Here is a 16,584-nt window from a genome sequence, read left to right as displayed (position 1 = left end):
AGCCAAAAAAGAGGACTGCAGGTCCTAGAGCAGATTGGAGTACGAACATGCCCATCCTTATGCAGGTCAACAATGAGGTGGTTCAACACAAGGTCGCATTGAACGGCCAGGATGTGTCGATTGGCCGCGCTGCCGACAACGACATCCAAATCGAAGACCGCGCTGTGTCTGGCCGCCATGCCCGCATTGAGTGGGTCAAGGCCGACAACGAACAGGGCGGTTTCTATCAACTGACCGACCTGGGCAGCACTAACGGTACCTTCCTGAATGAGAAGCGACTACCCGAACCCGCCGCTTTGCGTCACGACGACGATATTCGCATTGGCTTCGTCAACTTTCGTTATCTGGATGAAACCACCCAGGATTTCGAACAAACCGCCAAAATCCACAAAAGCTGGATACCCGGCGTTTACTACACCAAAGATTAATAGCAAGCGCCGGGTCTCTCCGGCGCTGACCAGCCTTTCAACCCTGACCCAACCGATCGGCCGACGCGGATTCTTACCTTGCAACGCATTGAACTTCCATACGCCGCCAGCGCCCGACCCTGGTTTCAGTATATTGCCAATGAAACCGGCGCTATCTGGTTTCATTCCGGCCGGGCCGACCCGCAACAACACCGCTGGGAGTGGTGTTCCGCCTGGCCGTCTGAACGCTTTCGATATCTCGGTCATGGCCAGGTTGAACGCCGTCGTGCTGAGCAGATTGACCAGCTCACCATCCAAGACTTCAGTGTCTTTTTAAACCAATATCGTCGTCACGGTGGCGCACCCGACCTACCCTTCGCCTCGGGACTTGCCGGTCACTTTGATTACGACGCCGGTTTTGAATCACAGCAGATCAGTAGCCGACACAGCGCCGAACAATGCCTGGCCAGCGTCGATCGCTATGACTGGAGTCTGGTGCTCGACCATCAGCAAATGAAAACCTGGCTGTTGATTCACCCCGACTGCCCGGCTGAAATCGTCGCACGCCTGGAAACCTTGCAAACCATAACACCCGAACTAAAAAAAACCGCGGCAGGCTCGTCCGTTGCGTTGCAATGGCGTTCAATGATGTCGCGAGCGCAGTACCAGCAACGTTTTGAACAACTGCAGCAGCACATTCTCGATGGCGATGTTTACCAGGCCAATTTAACCCGCCAATGGCAGGCCGAATGCCCTGCCGACATTGACGACTGGACGCTCTATCAGAAACTTATCGAACAAGTGCCCGCGCCGTTTTCGGTGTATCACCGGGCTACCGATCACAGCCTGCTGAGTGTGTCGCCAGAACGCTTTTTAACCATCGATGACGGCGCCATCGTTACCCAGCCGATTAAGGGTACGCGTCCGCGCGGTAAAGACAGTCAAAGTGATCATGAACAGGCTCAGGCGCTGCTAAACAGTACCAAGGATCGCGCCGAAAACCTGATGATTGTCGACCTGTTGCGCAACGATCTAGCGCGCAACGCCCAACCGGGTTCGGTTCAGGTGCCTCGCTTGTTTGAATTGATGTCCTACTCCAATGTGCACCATCTGGTCAGCACCGTGACGGCGCAGCTACAACCGCAGACCAGCCCGTTAAAAGCGCTGCTCGATGCTTTTCCTGGCGGTTCGATCACTGGCGCGCCCAAACGTCGCGCCATGCAAATTATCGATGAATTAGAGCTGGCGTCTCGGGCGAGTTATTGCGGTTCGGCGTTCTGGTTCAGCGACGACGGTTACCTCGACAGCAACATCCTGATCCGTTCAGTGGTGCGTCGTGGCCAAACCTTAAACTGCGCCGGTGGCGGAGGCATTGTCGCCGACAGCGATGCCGACAGCGAATACGCCGAAAGCGCCACCAAGGTTCGACAATTACTCGAAACCCTGGGGTGCATTGAAGCGGATTAAAGGCGGGAGCTTAGAGCATTAAGTCGCGATTGCTGGCGCTTAAGAAAGCCTGGCGCAATTCGTCATAACCTCGCACAGACGGAAATTGCGGGAACTCGGCAATGACGTTATCCGGGGCATTATAAAGAATACCGGCGTCAGCCTCAGCCAGCATGGTGGTATCGTTATAGGAATCACCAGCGGCGATGCAGCGATAATTCAGACTGTGAAAGGCGCGAATTGAAGCACGCTTGGGATCTTTCTGACGCAGGTGATAATCCACTACGCGGCCATTCTCGGCCACTTCCAATCGATGACAAAACAGCGTGGGAAACCCGAGCTGACGCATCAACGGTTGGGCGAATTCGTAGAAGGTATCCGACAAAATAACCACCTGAAACCGCTCGCGTAACCAACCCACAAAATCGGCTGCACCATCGAGCGGAGCCAACTGCGAAATAACCGCCTGGATTTCATTCAGTCCCAGCTCATGCTGTTCCAAAATGGCCAGACGCTGACGCATCAGGACGTCATAGTCGGGAATATCACGAGTGGTGGCTTTCAGTTCTTCAATACCGGTTTGCTCAGCAAAGGCAATCCAGATTTCCGGTATCAACACCCCTTCCAGATCCAGGCAGGCCAGTTCCACGGCAGTTTCCTTGAGTCGCTTGTTGAGAATGGCCGATACACTAGAACGCAGCCTCAAAGTTGGCAACGGCAGTTTATGCAGCACTGTCTTGATACTGTAGCGAGCTGATCAAAAAATGTCCGGCGCCCTGAACCGGGAAACCTGATCGCAACGCTTAGGTAATAACTTTATGAGTTGCAGCTATTTTTCGTCCGAGTTCGAGGCTGCTAATCTAGCGCCACCTTCAAAAAGACCGTGACCTAATGAACCTGACCGAGTTGAACCTGGAATTATCCGGCCTGTCACCGCGAGAAATCGTTAAGCGCGCCCTGAGCGAACATGAATATCTGGCGGTTTCCTTCAGCGGCGCAGAAGATGTCGTTTTGGTCGATATGCTGAGCAAACTGACCGATACGCCCAAGGTCTTCACCCTCGATACCGGACGGCTGCATCCCCAGACCTACGCCTTTATTGAGCGCGTGCGCAACCACTACAACATAGATATCGAAGTGTTCAGCCCGCAAGCGGAAGCGGTGCAAACCCTGGTTCGGGAAAAAGGCCTGTTCAGTTTTTATCAGGACGGTCACGAAGAATGCTGTGGCATACGCAAGATCGAACCACTGCGCCGTGCCTTGAGTGGCCTGGATGCCTGGATTACCGGCCAACGCCGCGACCAAAGCCCGAGTACGCGTTCTGAAGTCCCCAGCGTGCAATTGGATGGCAGTTTCCAAGGCCGCGGCGAGGCGTTGTACAAATACAATCCACTGGCAAACTGGAGTTCCAAGGAAGTCTGGGATTACATCCGGCTGATGGAAATTCCTTATAATGACTTACATCAGCAAGGGTTCGTCAGTATCGGTTGCGAGCCGTGCACACGACCAGTATTACCCGGCCAGCACGAACGCGAAGGCCGCTGGTGGTGGGAAGAATCGACGCAAAAAGAATGCGGACTGCACGCTGGGAACCTGAAAGCCCCCAGCCTTTAGTCCGTCGTTTTAGTAGGTTGGAAAGGTGATGTTCTGAAACAGATCGTCCAGCTCATGGCGGCTATGCGTCGCCATGGCGCGATCGACCAGATCCCGATTCAAATGCGGCGCAAAACGCTCAATAAAGCGATACATAAAGCCGCGAATAAAGGTGCCTTTGCGGATACCGATCTTGGTCACACTGGGTTCAAACAGGTGGCTGGCATCCAGACTGACCAGATCTCTGTCCTGCTCTGGATCGATCGCCATATGCGCCAGAATGCCCACGCCCAATCCCAAACGAACGTAGGTTTTAATTACGTCTGCATCGGCTGCGGTAAAGACTACTTTTGGTGTTAAGCCTTTATTGACGAAGGCGTCATCCAGCTTGGAACGACCGGTAAAGCCGAACACATAAGTAACGATGGGATGAGCAGCAACATCTTCCAGCGTCAGCTGACTTTTCTGTGCCAGCGGATGGTTTTTCGGCACGACGATAGAACGGTTCCAGCGGTAGCAAGGCATCATCACCAGGTCGGCAAAGTGCTCCATGCCTTCGGTGGCGATGGCCAGATCGACGGTGCCATCGGCAGCCATTTCGGCAATCTGCACCGGGGTTCCCTGATGCATGTGCAAGGCCACATTGGGAAACTCGTGAATAAAGTCGTCGATCACTGAAGGCAGCGCATAACGCGCTTGCGTATGAGTGGTGGCGAGGCTGAGATTACCCTGCTGATCGTTACTGAATTCCTGGGCAATCTGCTTGATGGAGTCGACTTTGCGCAGCACTTCGCCAGCAACTTTCAACACCGCTTCACCGGCCGGTGTAATGCGCGTCAGATGTTTGCCGGAACGAGCAAAAATCTCGATGCCCAGTTCATCTTCCAGCAATCTGATCTGCTTACTGATACCCGGTTGGGAGGTGTAGAGCACTTGGGCTGTCGCCGACACATTGAGATCATGATGTGCGACTTCCCAGATATATTTGAGCTGTTGCAGCTTCATGGTTTCCCCGTTTCGCAGCAATCACCGCTTTGCGCAGTTCTGCCTGTTTGTCCTTGTCGATTACTGAATACAGCGACATCGGATCCGGTGCGTTACCGCACTCTTCTTACTGTCAATTTCAGTGCTGGGCGATAGAACAGTAAAGTTATATAAGTATGATCAATTATTCTTTTTAAGAATACTTAATAACCGATAGGTTTAGCAACACCAGTACTCTATGACGATTTAGTCAGTATGGAAATCCTTTTCTATAGTCTGTCCGGAGCCGCCGTCGGCCTGATAATCGGCCTGACCGGCGTCGGTGGTGGCGCCCTGATGACGCCCCTGCTGCTGATGTTCGGCTTCCCCGCGCACATCGCTATCGGCACCGATCTTTGGTACGCCGCCATCACCAAAAGCGGTGGCATGGTGGCCCATCATCGTCGTGGTCATGTGCGCTGGCCAATCGTCGCTCTGATGGCCGCGGGTAGCCTACCGGCAGCGGCACTAACAGGTCTGATGCTGTTTTTCTTTTTCCGCCAGCCTGAACATTACGCCTCGATTCTGCAAACCACCTTGGGTGTCATGCTGGTCACCACCGCTGCGGTGCTGATTTTTCGCAACCGCCTGTCCCGCCGTCTGCATTCGAGGCAACAAGTCCATCATCCCATACTGATCTGGTTGGTCGGTGTCGTTCTGGGGTTTCTGGTAACGCTCAGTTCGGTCGGCGCTGGCGCTATTGGCACCGCCGTATTAATGGTGCTGTTTCCGATGCTGATGCCGAAGGAAATCGTCGGAACAGACATTGCTCACGCCGTGCCGCTGACACTGACAGCAGGCCTGGTGCATCTGTTTCTGGGGAATGTTGATTTTGCGTTACTGGCGGCGTTGATTTTGGGGTCTTTACCGGCAATTTATATCGGCACATCGCTATCAGCGCGATTGCCCGCCCGGATTATGCATCCGTTACTGGCAACCGCGCTGTTGCTGCTAGGCCTGAAATATGCCGTCTTTTGAACCCATTAACGCCAGAAGGGGTTACTCCAACCCTTGACGCGATACTCCAGGATTCGACGGTCGACCGCCGAGACATCGCAACGGCCGTAAACACCCGATTCACCAGACGTCACTTCGAGATCCAGAAAGATGGTGTGAACTTTAAGTTCTTGGTTGTACCGGGAAGACCGGTTATCGAAATGCGCCCGAATGAACATTTCGCCCAAACTTTGCCGAACCTGCTGACGGCAGAGTTCCTGTGCCAATTGCACACTCACCTCCGCGCGTCCTTGTTTTGGTGGTTCCTTACCGGTAATACGGTCCCAAATGGAAAGACGATATTCACCATCGCCGGTATTGGCGGTGAATTCATCCAATGCGATGCCCAGGGCCAAAATAAAGGCCAGCACCAATGCCCATTTGGCAATTTGGCCCGCTGCGCTACTTTCTTTGACTGCGCCCTTGCTACTCATATGTGTAACCCTTTGTTTACGGCTTGTATTCGTTTATTTACTTCCCTATCATCTTTGCCTGTGAAGACGACCCCAAAAAGCCTCACTTAGAAGAGCCGCTCGCAAACCATGCAACAGTTAACCAATCTGAACGTCGAAAGCCAGGAAATTCTGATTACGCCAGAGGCGTTAAAGGCCGACCTTCCTGTTTCCGACAGCGCCCACGCCGTTATTGATGCCGGCCGCGAAGCGGTACGGCGCATCCTGGATCGCGACGATCATCGTATTATTGTCGTTATCGGCCCCTGCTCTATTCATGATCCCGAACAAGCGCTGGAATATGCGCGGCGTTTAAAAGCGCTTAATGAGAAAGTTCAGGATAGCTTACTGCTGGTGATGCGTGTTTATTTCGAAAAACCGAGAACCACTACCGGTTGGAAAGGTTTGATCAACGACCCCTATCTGAACGACTCCTTCAAGATTGAAGACGGGCTGCACATCGGTCGCAAGCTGTTGCTGGATATCGCTGAGATCGGCTTGCCGACAGCCACAGAAGCGCTGGACCCGATTTCACCCCAGTATCTTCAGGATCTGATCAGTTGGTCTGCCGTCGGCGCGCGTACCACCGAGAGCCAGACTCACCGCGAAATGGCCAGCGGCCTGTCCTCTGCGGTCGGTTTTAAGAACGGTACCGATGGTAGCCTTGACGTTGCTATTAATGCCCTGAATTCAGTGTCGTCGCCACACCGTTTCCTGGGTATCAACCACGAAGGCCAGGTAGCGATTATCCATACCCGTGGTAATCGCTACGGTCATGTGGTGTTGCGCGGTGGCAATGGCAAACCCAACTACGATTCAGTCAGCGTCTCGCTGTGTGAAGAAAGCCTGCGTCAGGCCGGAGTGCCGACCAACATCATGGTCGATTGTTCGCATGCCAACTCCAATAAAGACCACAACCTGCAACCGCTGGTGGCTGACAACATCACCAACCAGATACTGGAAGGTAACCAGTCCATTATCGGTCTGATGATTGAGAGCAATCTGGAAGCCGGCAATCAGAAAATCCCTGAGAACCTGGCCGACCTGAAGCCGGGTGTTTCGGTGACCGATGCTTGCATCAGCTGGTCAACAACAGAGCAATTACTGCTGTCGATGCGCGACAAACTAAAAGACGCACTGCCGCGTCGTATCAGCAAGAATGTCACCAACATAAAAGCCGGCTAATAACCAGTTGGCACAAAAAAGGGTAGCCACTATGGCTACCCTTTTTTATTGCTCGAACATTGGCTTCAGGCCGGCTCCGAGGCCTTGGGCAGCAAGGCCGCCCAATCAAAATCGACCACCCGGGCTTCGCTGCGATGATCTTCTGCCACTCGAATGCGCTTTAACCAGGAAGGAGTACGACCCGGCTCAAATACCCAACGCGTGACGTCCTGGTGGGCATCCAGCGATGGACGAATGGCCTGGCCGCCAGTGGTCTTCCAACCACCAAACCAACCCCCTTTTTTCAGCAATTGGCGAAACAACTGCCGCACTTCCATTTCTTCGCCCGGCCCTTTTACCCAGGCGCTTTTAAGCAGACGAATACGCTGAATCAACTTGGCTCCGGGCAACCAATAAAGGCGACGTGGCGGTAACTGGTGGGAATTAACGAACAACAGCTCCGGCAGCGTCTCACCGTAGGCCAGAGTTCGGCTGATCAACTCACAGCCCATACCGCGAGCAATAACGGCTGGTTTGTGGCCACAGCGTTCTTCAATAAACGCGAACACAGATGGCAGATCATACTCAGCCATAATGTCCAGCGTATTGGTTTGCGGTCGTTGGTTGCGCGATGACAAACCATGGCCCCGCCAATCCAATAACCAGACATCGTAACCTTGACGTACCAACTCACCAGCAGTACCGCCAACACCATAATCCAACCACTGCCAGTGGTTGTAGAACGCATCGTGAACCAACAATAGCGGCAACGCCTTGGTCACTTTTTCCTGATGCAGACGCACCAGTGCGATCTCGACGGTTTTGTCGGTGCTGTTGTTTGGTTTCAGGGAATAGACATCTTCGTAGACGCCTTCTTTGAATTCCGCACTGGCCAAAGCCACCGGGAAAAGTTCACTGCTACTTTTCAAGCCTTTAGAGTCCTTTACAGTGAGCGTAGCCTGTATATAATCACAGCTACTGTATAAAAAAACAGGGCGACACTATGCTGAAACTGACCGCTCGTCAACAAGAGGTGCTGGATATCATTAAAGAGCACCTTGGCGCCACCGGCTACCCACCGACCCGGGCGGAAATCGCCCAACGGCTCGGTTTTAAATCCCCCAATGCGGCGGAAGAACACCTCAAAGCCCTGGCCCGTAAAGGGGCTATAGAGATGGTCTCCGGTGCCTCACGTGGTATCCGACTGCCGGAGTCCGAAGCTGAAGCCGGCATTCCCGTCGTCGGTCGTGTTGCTGCCGGTTCCCCCATTCTGGCTCAGGAACAGATTGAGGAATTCATCGAAATTCCCACCGGTCTGTTCAACCCCAAAGCCGATTATTTGCTTCAGGTACAGGGGCTCAGTATGAAAGACATCGGCATACTGGAAGACGATCTAATCGCGGTTCACAAGACCGATCAAGCCCGCAATGGCGATATTGTTGTTGCCCGAGTTGGTGAAGATGTCACCGTCAAACGCTATGAACGCGAGGGCGGCATTGTAACGCTCTACCCGGAAAATACCGACTTTGATCCGATTAAGGTCGACCTGGAACAGGACGACTTTGCCATCGAAGGTCTCTACGTCGGCGTTATTCGCCGGACGCTGCACTAAGAGCACCGCCCGGCAAACGCATCACTCCGGTCGCGCTCCCGGCTCATTCGAGCTATTCCACAGGGGCGCGGCGCCGGATTTCTTCTCAATCATCGCCAGCATCTGTTGATGCGCTTCGCGCTCTGCGGCCGTAGGTTCAATAACGACCAAGCGCTCTCCAGCCGCCATTACCGCACTGGCGTCAAAACTCACTTCGTCATTATTGGACTGGGGTTCTTCATCCAGAATCAACGCCGTCTGGCCGCCAGTCATCATCAGATAAACGTCGGCGAGAATCTCTGAGTCAAGCAAAGCGCCGTGCAGTGTACGGTGGCTGTTATCGATATCATAGCGTTTGCACAACGCATCCAGGGAAGCCTTGGCTCCCGGATGTTTTTCACGCGCCAGCATCAGCGTATCGAGCACGGTGCAATGACTGTCCAACCGACCGAAGCGGCTGTCGCCCTCGGCAGCCAGTCGATCGAACTCCATTTGCAGGAAGCCCATATCGAAGGCGGCGTTATGGATGACTAATTCAGCACCGGCGACAAACTGCCAGAAGTCGTCAGCAATATCGCGGAACTTGGGCGCATCCTTAACCTTCTCATTATTAATGCCGTGAACCGCTACCACTTCATCGGGAATGTCGCGCTCCGGGTTGATGTAGTAGTGAAAGTGCCGGCCAGTATGTTTACGGCCGACCAGTTCGACACACCCAACTTCGACGATGCGATCGCCCTTGTTGGGGCTCAGACCGGTGGTTTCCGTATCCAGTACAATCTGTCGCATATCAACCTCGCTTAATAATGTCGTCGACGCCCTGATTAGCCAGCGCATCGGCACGTTCGTTTCCTTCGTTACCAGCGTGGCCTTTTACCCAATGCCACTGCACCTCGTGCTTGCCGATCTGCTCATCCAAACGCTGCCACAGGTCTTTATTCTTCACCGGCTGCTTGCTGGCGGTTTTCCAGCCATTACGTTTCCAGCCATGAATCCACTCGGTGATACCTTTGCGCACATATTGGGAATCGGTGTACAGATCCACCTGGCAACGCCGCTTCAGCGATTCCAAACCAGCGATGGCGGCCATCAGCTCCATACGATTGTTAGTGGTATCGCGTTCGCCACCATGCAGTGATTTTTCGTGCTTGCCCGAGCGCATCAACACGCCCCAACCACCCGGGCCAGGATTGCCGCGGCAGGCGCCATCGGTATAAAGGGTGACAGCGTCACTCATATTGATTCCTTATCGTCCGGCTTGTAAGGCCGGATTTTAGTACCGGCCGGGCGCGCCAGCGCGGCCGACCGTTGATTCGTCCCGCCACCTGTTTGCAACCCACCAAGAGGTAGACTGCACCGGAGACCGGCAATAAACGTCGCTGTACGCGACTCAAAAAACCTAACCGCCCCAGCCACTCCGGACGGCGGTATGGCGGGATAAACAGATGTTTCTCCTGGCGCTCCATTTCGAAATCGAGCAGTTGCATCCAGTCAGCGACACGACCACTGCGAATAAAACGCGAGCGCCACACCCCGGACTGAGCCCGACTGAGCATCGCCCGAGCCCCCCAGGCACTGAACGGATTAAAGCCGACGATCACCAACAACCCACCCGGACGCAACACCTGGGCTGCCTCACGCACTGCCTGATAAGGGTTTTCGCATTGATCGAGCGTATGGTGCATCACCAACGCATCAATGCTTTCCGGCTCGAAGGGCAAGGCTTCGGCATCGGCCCGCACCACCGGGCAAGGTGCGCGGTTATCCAATTGGCTGACGATGGTGCCACAGCCAAACAGACGTTGCTCGAAAAGTGGCTCGTGCAAACCGCTGTCGAGTTGCAACAGATGAGAACCGAAACGGCCAGCCAACCCCCGCGCAACCAGTTCTCGCTCGGTTTCGATCAGGCGCTGACCCAAAGCAGAGCGATACCAATTTGAAAGCGCAACCTCCTGAGAGGCAACATGCGGAGGCCCGGCACGAAGCAGGTGTTTGAAGCGCTGACCAATCTGGTTATTCAAAACACCCTCGCAATAAATCGTTCAAGGAAGCGCCGATGAACATCAGGCACAAGACCGTCCACTTGCGACACCCCCATCACCAACATAGAATTATCGCCCAAACCGAAACCGGCTTCAAAACCCAAGCGACCCTTGCATGCTTTTAAATCGTTATCTGTTTCCAACGGCCCTGGCCAGCATACTGGTTAGCGGCTGCAGTACCTTGGGCGGGTCTTCCCTTTCAAGCATTCCCCAATCCTGGTTCGGCACCAGCATTCCCATCGAGCAAACCGTGCGTACCGCCGGTATCGATCTGGATGCGGGCTATCCGGCCATCATGCCGCGGCCACCGTTGAGCATGCCGTTTTCGGATCCGGTTTACGATCCGCTGGTTGCCACCTTGCTGGTCACCGACGACATCTTCGCCCACCAGCCGGACCTGAGCGCAGAAAATGCCCGCGCCCGCGCTGTATACGACCCCTTCTCGCACTACCCTGACGACCTCTACCAAACCCTGCGCCGCGGCTTCGAATTCGACGTGACGCTCGACAATCCGCGCATCATGGCGCAACTGCGCTGGTATGCCCGACACCAAAGCTATATCAATCGGGTCAGTGATCGTGCCGGTCGTTATCTCTATTTCATCGTCGAAGAATTACAAGCGCGTGATATGCCGCTCGACCTGGCCTTGCTGCCCATCGTCGAAAGCGCCTTCGATCCATTTGCCTATTCGCATGGCAGCGCCGCGGGCATGTGGCAGTTTATTCCTTCCACCGGCCGGATGTACGGCCTGAAACAGGACTGGTGGTATGACGGTCGTCGCGATGTCGTCGACTCTACCCGCGCCGCGCTGGATTATCTCGATCGCCTGAACCAGATGTTCGACGGTGACTGGCTGCTCGCCCTGGCCGCCTACAACTCCGGCCCCGGCACCGTTTTGCGCGCCGTGCGTCGTAACGAAGCCGCCGGCCGGCCCACCGATTTCTGGCATCTGAACCTGCCGCGCGAAACCGAAGCCTACGTGCCCAAGATGTTCGCCCTGGCCAAACTGATTCACTCGCCGGAAGTCTATGGCATCGAATTGCCCGTGGTCAGCACTCAACCCTACTTCGCCGTGGTAGAAGTCGGTGGTCAGATCGACCTGGCACAAGCCGCCCAACTGGCCGATATGGACCTGAGCGATCTGTACCTGCTCAACCCCGGCTACAACCAATGGGCCACCAACCCGGACGGTCCGCACCGTTTGCTGGTTTACGTCGATAAAGCCGAAGGCTTCCGCCAGAAACTGGCTGAACTGCCGCCGGAATCGCGCATGACCTGGCAGCGCTATACCATCAAACCGGGTGATTCGCTGCTCACTATTGCCGGTCGCTTTAATGTCACAGTGGAAATGCTGCGCGACGCCAACGACCTGTCCGGCAGCCTGATTCGCGCCGGCGATGCGTTGATGATCCCCATCGCCTCCGCCAGCTCCAGCGACTACTCAATGAGCGCCAGTCAGCGTCTGGCTCGCACCCAAAATGCGCTGGCCGGCAGCAATCGCACCCGCGTTAACTATGTGGTGCGCGGCGGTGATACCTTCTGGGATATTTCCCGCGAATACGGCGTCAGCGTCGGCAACTTGGCGCGCTGGAATAATATGGCACCGCGCGATGTCTTGCGCCCGGGCCAGACGCTCGCCATCTGGCTGGATTCCAGCAACGCCCGCACCAACGTACCGACTAACCGTGAAGTGGTACGTCGGGTTGGTTATGTGGTGCGCTCCGGTGATTCACTGTCGCGCATCGCCAACCGCTTTAATGTCCGTGTTACCGACATCGAACGCTGGAACAGCATCGACCAACCCTATATCCAACCGGGTCAACGCCTCACCCTCTATGTGGACGTAACCCGCATTAATTAATGCACGGGTCGCAGCCCAATAAAAAAGCCGGCAACTGCCGGCTTTTTTATTGCTTAATTACGGCAATATCCGCTGCGACAAGCGCTCAAAAAAACCTTCCGTCGCGGCCGAGGCAGCGGTGCGCACCTTCACATTCAGATGGCGTTGCGGCTTCCAGGTGACTGAGACCAGTTCTTTGTCATCGACCAGTTTTTTCAGGTAGTCGTCACTGGTGCCAATCTCGTCGATCAGTTGCAGCTCCAGTGCGTCTTCGGCCAACCAGAAGTCGCCTTCGGTGACTTTGTCGAGCTCCAGTTGCGGGCGGAAGCGACCGACCAGGCCTTTAAAGCGGCGATGAATGGCCTCCAGATCATCGAGAAATTTCTGCCGGCCGGCTTCAGTTTTCTCACCCATCAGCGTCAGCGGCGCTTTGTGTTTGCCGGCGGTTAACACCTCAACATCGACATTGTGCTTTTTCAGCAGGTTGTGAACGTTGGGCACCTGCGCCAATACACCAATGGAACCGACGATGGCAAAAGGCGCAGCCATAATGCGATCAGCAATACAGGCCATCATATAGCCACCACTGGCGGCGACCTTGTCGACGCAGACAGTCAACTTCAAGCCGGCATCGCGGATGCGCATCAGTTGCGACGCCGCCAGGCCATAACCGCTGACCGCGCCACCGGGACTTTCCAGCACCAGCACCACTTCCTCGCCCGCCTTGGCAACGGCCAGCAACGCGCTGATTTCCTCACGCAGCGAAGCAACCTGCGACGCCTGAATATCGCCTTTGAAGTTCAGTACCCAAACGCGCTCCGGCGTTTTGCCCTTGTCCGCCTTATGGCGCGCCTTCTCTTCTTTCTGGTGAGCCTTGAGCGCTTTTTTATCGAACACCTGGTGACGAATGGCATCGGCCTGGCGGCGGAAACGCTCGTTCAGCTTGCGCACGATCAACCGGCCTTTGTGACCTCCCGCCTGCCCTGAGCGCGCATTGCGGGCAATGGCGCCGATGATCAGGATGATGACCAGGGCCACCGTCAGGGCTTTCAATAAGAACAACCAGTAATCACTCCACACGCTGTGGCTCCTTGCTATATTGACTGTTATCGGCTTCAAACTTTCGTTTCAAACAGATGTTTGATTTCACCATGGGCGGCTCCTACAATGCCGAAGTTACCAAGCCCATGTACAGGAGACCTTAGATGGCTACGACGGCTGAACTCTTCAATACCATCCATTCACGGTTTAACGCAGACGCAGCGGGCGATATGGATGAAGTTTTCCAATTTGCCATCGAAGACGACGCAACCTACCACCTGATCGTTAACAACGGCCAGTGCCAATTGGGTGAAGGTGAGCACGACGATCCCAGCGTAACCCTGCTGATGGACGCCGATACCCTCAACGAGATTGCCGAGGGTGAGCTGAATGGCATGCAGGCCTTTATGGCCGGCCGGTTGCGCACCGAAGGGGACATGATGCTGGCAACCCGTCTGTCGGATCTGTTCTCACTCTGATTCTATTCAGAACTCCAGCTGCCCACCGCTGCCCGCGCCGGTTCGTTGACCGGCCGGGCGATCAACCCCCGCGACGTCAACGCCACTTCAAAGACCCCACCATCGACCATCGGTAAATAAGCCGCGCTACCAAAACGCGCATCGACCCAAGGCAGGAAGGGTTCAAACTGCCGCATGCTTAACCAGCGATCATTTTCCAGCGAATGCACCCGACGAACGGCACTGCGCTCCTGCGCCAAATCACGGTAACGACCGGACAGCCGCTCCAGGCGAAACACCGGCTCCATCCCCAAAACCGTTAACGGGCCGGTCCAGGTGAGAATGCGTGCATCGATCTGCCATTCATCGCCGGTCAGTTCAAAGCTTTGGCTGGCATCAGCATCGGTGGGCGTCAGTTCAACCTGATAACGCTGGTCGTCCAGTTGCTGAAACGACAGGCTGGCAATGGTGGTTTCGGCGCGTAAGGCCCGGTAAGCCGCCAGATCGACGACCAGATAACCGAGCACAACGATAATCAGCAGGCTGCCAATACCAATCAGGCCGCGGAAAAAACCGCCCACCCAGCCGCCACGAAACAACAAGCGCACGGCCAGAAACAGCAGCAGCATGCACACCGGAAACAGAATCAACAGTAACGGCCAGTAGGTCATATGCTTCCCTCTTACACCTTTGCGATGGGGTCCGATTGAACCGAAAAGCCCGAGCTTAGCGATACACTCTAGTCGGTTTAGAGAGGCACAACAGCGCCTGAGATAACGCCGTTCAGTCTTCCACAGTCACAGAGCCAAGAAAAGCACCGTTTATGGCCGGCAAGATTCTCAGTTATTCCCGCTAATCGCTTGAAAAATCGGCAAAAACGAGTAGTTTAAGCGCCCATTTTTCGGGAGAACGACGTCCCAGCACGACGGGCTCCCAACCGCTTTCCCCTTTCCAATGAGCACACAATGAGCACCACCTACACTCAGTCCATCGTTGCCAACTTTCTGGGCAACAGCCCGACCTGGTACAAACAAACCATTGTCGGTTTTCTGATCATCAACCCCATTCTGCTGTGGGCACTCGGCGACGCTGGCCCGCACGTGGTTGGCTGGCTGTTGATCGGCGAGTTTATTTTCACCCTGGCTATGGCGCTGAAATGCTACCCGTTACAACCGGGCGGCCTGCTGGCGCTGGAATCGGTTCTCATCGGTTTGACTAACCCGGAAGTTGTCTACCACGAAGCGGCGACGAACTTCCCGGTGATTCTGCTGCTGATGTTTATGGTCGCCGGCATTTATTTCATGAAGGATCTGCTGCTGTTCACCTTCACGAAATTGCTGCTGGGCATCCGCTCGAAGTCGCTGTTGTCGTTGATGTTCTGTTCGGCAGCTGCGTTTTTGTCAGCCTTTCTCGATGCGCTGACGGTCACTGCGGTTTTGATCAGCGTTGCGGTCGGCTTCTACAGCGTTTACCACAAAGTCGCTTCCGGCAAACCCTTCCAGCAAAACGAACATAACCACAACGAAGACGACTCAGTAGAAGACCTGCACCGTCAGGACTTAAACGAGTTCCGCGCCTTCCTGCGTTCGTTGTTGATGCACGGCGCTGTGGGTACTGCTCTGGGTGGCGTTTGCACTTTGGTGGGCGAACCGCAAAACCTGTTGATTGCCCACATCGCCGGTTGGCAATTCGGTGAATTCTTTATGCGCATGGCACCGGTCACCATGCCGGTATTATTTGCAGGTTTGACCACCTGCGTGCTGCTCGAAAAGCTGCGCTGGTTCGGCTACGGCGCGCGTCTGCCGGCATCGGTGCGTACCATCCTGACCGACTATGAAACCCACCAGCAGAGCAAGCGCACGCGTCGTGATGTCACTAAATTGATTGTCCAGGCGTTGGCGGCGGTCTGGTTGATCGCTGGTCTCGCCCTGCATCTGGCCGAAGTTGGCTTGATCGGTTTAAGCGTGATCGTATTGCTGACCGCCTTGAACGGCATTACCGACGAGCATCAACTGGGCAAAGCCTTCGAAGAAGCACTGCCTTTCACCGCCCTGCTGGTGGTGTTTTTCACCATCGTCGCCGTGATTCACAGCCAGCACCTCTTTACACCGATTATCACACTGGTACTGAGCCTGCCCGAAGCCATTCAGCCGGGCATGTTCTTCGTGGCCAATGGTTTGTTGTCGGCGATCAGTGACAACGTCTTCGTGGCGACCGTTTATATCAACGAAGTGAAGTCCGCGCTGGAAAGCGGCGCCATCGATCTGGAGCACTTCAACCTGCTGACCGTGGCCATCAACACCGGCACCAACCTGCCGTCTGTTGCTACACCTAATGGCCAGGCAGCGTTTCTGTTCCTGCTGACCTCCGCCATCGCGCCGCTGATTCGCCTGTCTTACGGACGCATGGTGATCATGGCGCTGCCGTACACCATCGTGATGTCTACGCTGGGTTATCTGGCAGTGACTTTTTGGTTATAATTCGGCACCCGAATTAAGAGGGGCTTGCGCCCCTCCGATTCCAATTCGCGG

General features: G+C 55.1%; 17 protein-coding genes and 1 pseudogene. 9 read left to right on the top strand and 9 right to left on the bottom strand.

Going from position 1 to position 16,584, the window contains the following annotated elements; all coding sequences use genetic code 11:
* Positions 1-47: 47 nt before the first annotated feature.
* Positions 48-428, top strand: coding sequence for an FHA domain-containing protein (locus ACXAE6_RS14225; protein WP_475149637.1), 381 nt, complete (start codon positions 48-50; stop codon positions 426-428).
* A gap of 78 nt (positions 429-506) precedes the next feature.
* On the top strand, positions 507-1,874 hold the full coding sequence (gene pabB, locus ACXAE6_RS14220; protein ID WP_475149635.1) for an aminodeoxychorismate synthase component I: 1,368 nt from the start codon (positions 507-509) through the stop codon (positions 1,872-1,874).
* A gap of 10 nt (positions 1,875-1,884) precedes the next feature.
* On the opposite strand, the gene thrH is transcribed toward pabB, so the two are convergent.
* Positions 1,885-2,502 (bottom strand): bifunctional phosphoserine phosphatase/homoserine phosphotransferase ThrH, encoded by a 618-nt coding sequence (thrH, locus tag ACXAE6_RS14215; protein WP_475149630.1) that lies wholly within the window; start codon positions 2,500-2,502, stop codon positions 1,885-1,887.
* Positions 2,503-2,741: 239 nt separating this feature from the next.
* Between thrH and ACXAE6_RS14210 the strand changes: the two are divergent.
* Positions 2,742-3,467, top strand: a pseudogene (locus ACXAE6_RS14210) (phosphoadenylyl-sulfate reductase); the annotation flags it as partial.
* Positions 3,468-3,476: 9 nt separating this feature from the next.
* Here ACXAE6_RS14210 and cysB read toward each other — a convergent pair.
* Positions 3,477-4,451, bottom strand: a complete 975-nt coding sequence (cysB, locus tag ACXAE6_RS14205; RefSeq protein ID WP_108165360.1) for an HTH-type transcriptional regulator CysB — start codon at positions 4,449-4,451, stop codon at positions 3,477-3,479.
* 234 nt (positions 4,452-4,685) lie between these two features.
* On the opposite strand from cysB, the gene ACXAE6_RS14200 reads away from it, so the two are divergent.
* On the top strand, positions 4,686-5,447 hold the full coding sequence (locus ACXAE6_RS14200) for a sulfite exporter TauE/SafE family protein (RefSeq protein WP_475149627.1): 762 nt from the start codon (positions 4,686-4,688) through the stop codon (positions 5,445-5,447).
* Between the two features lie 5 nt (positions 5,448-5,452).
* Here the strand turns inward: ACXAE6_RS14200 and ACXAE6_RS14195 are convergent, their stop codons facing one another.
* Entirely contained in the window at positions 5,453-5,899 is a 447-nt protein-coding gene (locus ACXAE6_RS14195) for a hypothetical protein (protein WP_475149624.1), read from the bottom strand.
* A 108-nt stretch (positions 5,900-6,007) separates the two neighbouring features.
* Here ACXAE6_RS14195 and ACXAE6_RS14190 point away from each other — a divergent pair, with 108 nt between their 5' ends.
* A complete protein-coding gene (locus tag ACXAE6_RS14190) occupies positions 6,008-7,102 on the top strand; it encodes a 3-deoxy-7-phosphoheptulonate synthase (protein WP_392803708.1) in 1,095 nt (364 codons plus the stop codon).
* A gap of 65 nt (positions 7,103-7,167) precedes the next feature.
* Here the strand turns inward: ACXAE6_RS14190 and ACXAE6_RS14185 are convergent, their stop codons facing one another.
* Positions 7,168-8,010 carry an alpha/beta hydrolase gene (locus tag ACXAE6_RS14185; protein ID WP_475149621.1) on the bottom strand — a complete coding sequence of 281 codons (843 nt, stop codon included), beginning with the start codon at positions 8,008-8,010 and terminating at the stop codon, positions 7,168-7,170.
* A gap of 74 nt (positions 8,011-8,084) precedes the next feature.
* Between ACXAE6_RS14185 and lexA the strand changes: the two genes are divergently transcribed.
* A complete protein-coding gene (gene lexA / locus ACXAE6_RS14180; protein ID WP_475149618.1) occupies positions 8,085-8,693 on the top strand; it encodes a transcriptional repressor LexA in 609 nt (202 codons plus the stop codon).
* A 21-nt stretch (positions 8,694-8,714) separates the two neighbouring features.
* Here the strand turns inward: lexA and dnaQ are convergent, their stop codons facing one another.
* The 3 genes from dnaQ to ACXAE6_RS14165 are packed head-to-tail and all read right to left on the bottom strand — an operon-like array spanning position 8,715 to position 10,693.
* Positions 8,715-9,461 carry a DNA polymerase III subunit epsilon gene (gene dnaQ / locus ACXAE6_RS14175; protein WP_475149614.1) on the bottom strand — a complete coding sequence of 249 codons (747 nt, stop codon included), beginning with the start codon at positions 9,459-9,461 and terminating at the stop codon, positions 8,715-8,717.
* Between the two features lies 1 nt (position 9,462).
* A complete protein-coding gene (gene rnhA / locus ACXAE6_RS14170) occupies positions 9,463-9,909 on the bottom strand; it encodes a ribonuclease HI (RefSeq protein WP_392803716.1) in 447 nt (148 codons plus the stop codon).
* Positions 9,902-10,693 (bottom strand): class I SAM-dependent methyltransferase, encoded by a 792-nt coding sequence (locus tag ACXAE6_RS14165; RefSeq protein WP_475149609.1) that lies wholly within the window; start codon positions 10,691-10,693, stop codon positions 9,902-9,904. The genes rnhA and ACXAE6_RS14165 overlap by 8 nt, the downstream gene beginning before the upstream one ends.
* A 136-nt stretch (positions 10,694-10,829) precedes the next feature.
* Between ACXAE6_RS14165 and ACXAE6_RS14160 the strand changes: the two genes are divergently transcribed.
* Positions 10,830-12,575 (top strand): lytic transglycosylase, encoded by a 1,746-nt coding sequence (locus ACXAE6_RS14160; protein WP_475149604.1) that lies wholly within the window; start codon positions 10,830-10,832, stop codon positions 12,573-12,575.
* A 57-nt stretch (positions 12,576-12,632) separates the two neighbouring features.
* Here ACXAE6_RS14160 and sohB read toward each other — a convergent pair whose 3' ends face one another.
* A complete protein-coding gene (gene sohB / locus ACXAE6_RS14155; RefSeq protein WP_475149599.1) occupies positions 12,633-13,634 on the bottom strand; it encodes a protease SohB in 1,002 nt (333 codons plus the stop codon).
* Between the two features lie 125 nt (positions 13,635-13,759).
* Between sohB and ACXAE6_RS14150 the strand changes: the two genes are divergently transcribed.
* Entirely contained in the window at positions 13,760-14,074 is a 315-nt protein-coding gene (locus tag ACXAE6_RS14150; protein WP_475149594.1) for an SCP2 sterol-binding domain-containing protein, read from the top strand.
* Positions 14,075-14,076: 2 nt separating this feature from the next.
* Here ACXAE6_RS14150 and ACXAE6_RS14145 read toward each other — a convergent pair whose 3' ends face one another.
* Complete coding sequence (locus ACXAE6_RS14145; protein WP_475149586.1) at positions 14,077-14,724, bottom strand: multidrug transporter; 648 nt, start codon at positions 14,722-14,724, stop codon at positions 14,077-14,079.
* A 294-nt stretch (positions 14,725-15,018) separates the two neighbouring features.
* Between ACXAE6_RS14145 and nhaB the strand changes: the two genes are divergently transcribed.
* Positions 15,019-16,533 carry a sodium/proton antiporter NhaB gene (gene nhaB / locus ACXAE6_RS14140; RefSeq protein WP_475149581.1) on the top strand — a complete coding sequence of 505 codons (1,515 nt, stop codon included), beginning with the start codon at positions 15,019-15,021 and terminating at the stop codon, positions 16,531-16,533.
* Positions 16,534-16,584: the final 51 nt, after the last annotated feature.

The sequence above is a fragment of the Saccharospirillum sp. ABV4_185 genome, assembly GCF_056159245.1.
This window is presented reverse-complemented; position numbering and strand designations above follow the sequence as displayed.

Bases quoted from the DNA above. Each gene is read 5' to 3' on its own strand.
- lexA (WP_475149618.1), top strand. From the start codon at position 8,085: ATGCTGAAACTGACCGCTCGTCAACAAGAGGTGCTGGATATCATTAAA.
- ACXAE6_RS14195 (WP_475149624.1), bottom strand. From the start codon at position 5,899: ATGAGTAGCAAGGGCGCAGTCAAAGAAAGTAGCGCAGCGGGCCAAATT.
- ACXAE6_RS14190 (WP_392803708.1), top strand. From the start codon at position 6,008: ATGCAACAGTTAACCAATCTGAACGTCGAAAGCCAGGAAATTCTGATT.
- nhaB (WP_475149581.1), top strand. From the start codon at position 15,019: ATGAGCACCACCTACACTCAGTCCATCGTTGCCAACTTTCTGGGCAAC.
- ACXAE6_RS14150 (WP_475149594.1), top strand. From the start codon at position 13,760: ATGGCTACGACGGCTGAACTCTTCAATACCATCCATTCACGGTTTAAC.
- ACXAE6_RS14200 (WP_475149627.1), top strand. From the start codon at position 4,686: ATGGAAATCCTTTTCTATAGTCTGTCCGGAGCCGCCGTCGGCCTGATA.
- ACXAE6_RS14225 (WP_475149637.1), top strand. From the start codon at position 48: ATGCCCATCCTTATGCAGGTCAACAATGAGGTGGTTCAACACAAGGTC.
- ACXAE6_RS14160 (WP_475149604.1), top strand. From the start codon at position 10,830: ATGCTTTTAAATCGTTATCTGTTTCCAACGGCCCTGGCCAGCATACTG.
- cysB (WP_108165360.1), bottom strand. From the start codon at position 4,451: ATGAAGCTGCAACAGCTCAAATATATCTGGGAAGTCGCACATCATGAT.
- rnhA (WP_392803716.1), bottom strand. From the start codon at position 9,909: ATGAGTGACGCTGTCACCCTTTATACCGATGGCGCCTGCCGCGGCAAT.
- ACXAE6_RS14145 (WP_475149586.1), bottom strand. From the start codon at position 14,724: ATGACCTACTGGCCGTTACTGTTGATTCTGTTTCCGGTGTGCATGCTG.
- dnaQ (WP_475149614.1), bottom strand. From the start codon at position 9,461: ATGCGACAGATTGTACTGGATACGGAAACCACCGGTCTGAGCCCCAAC.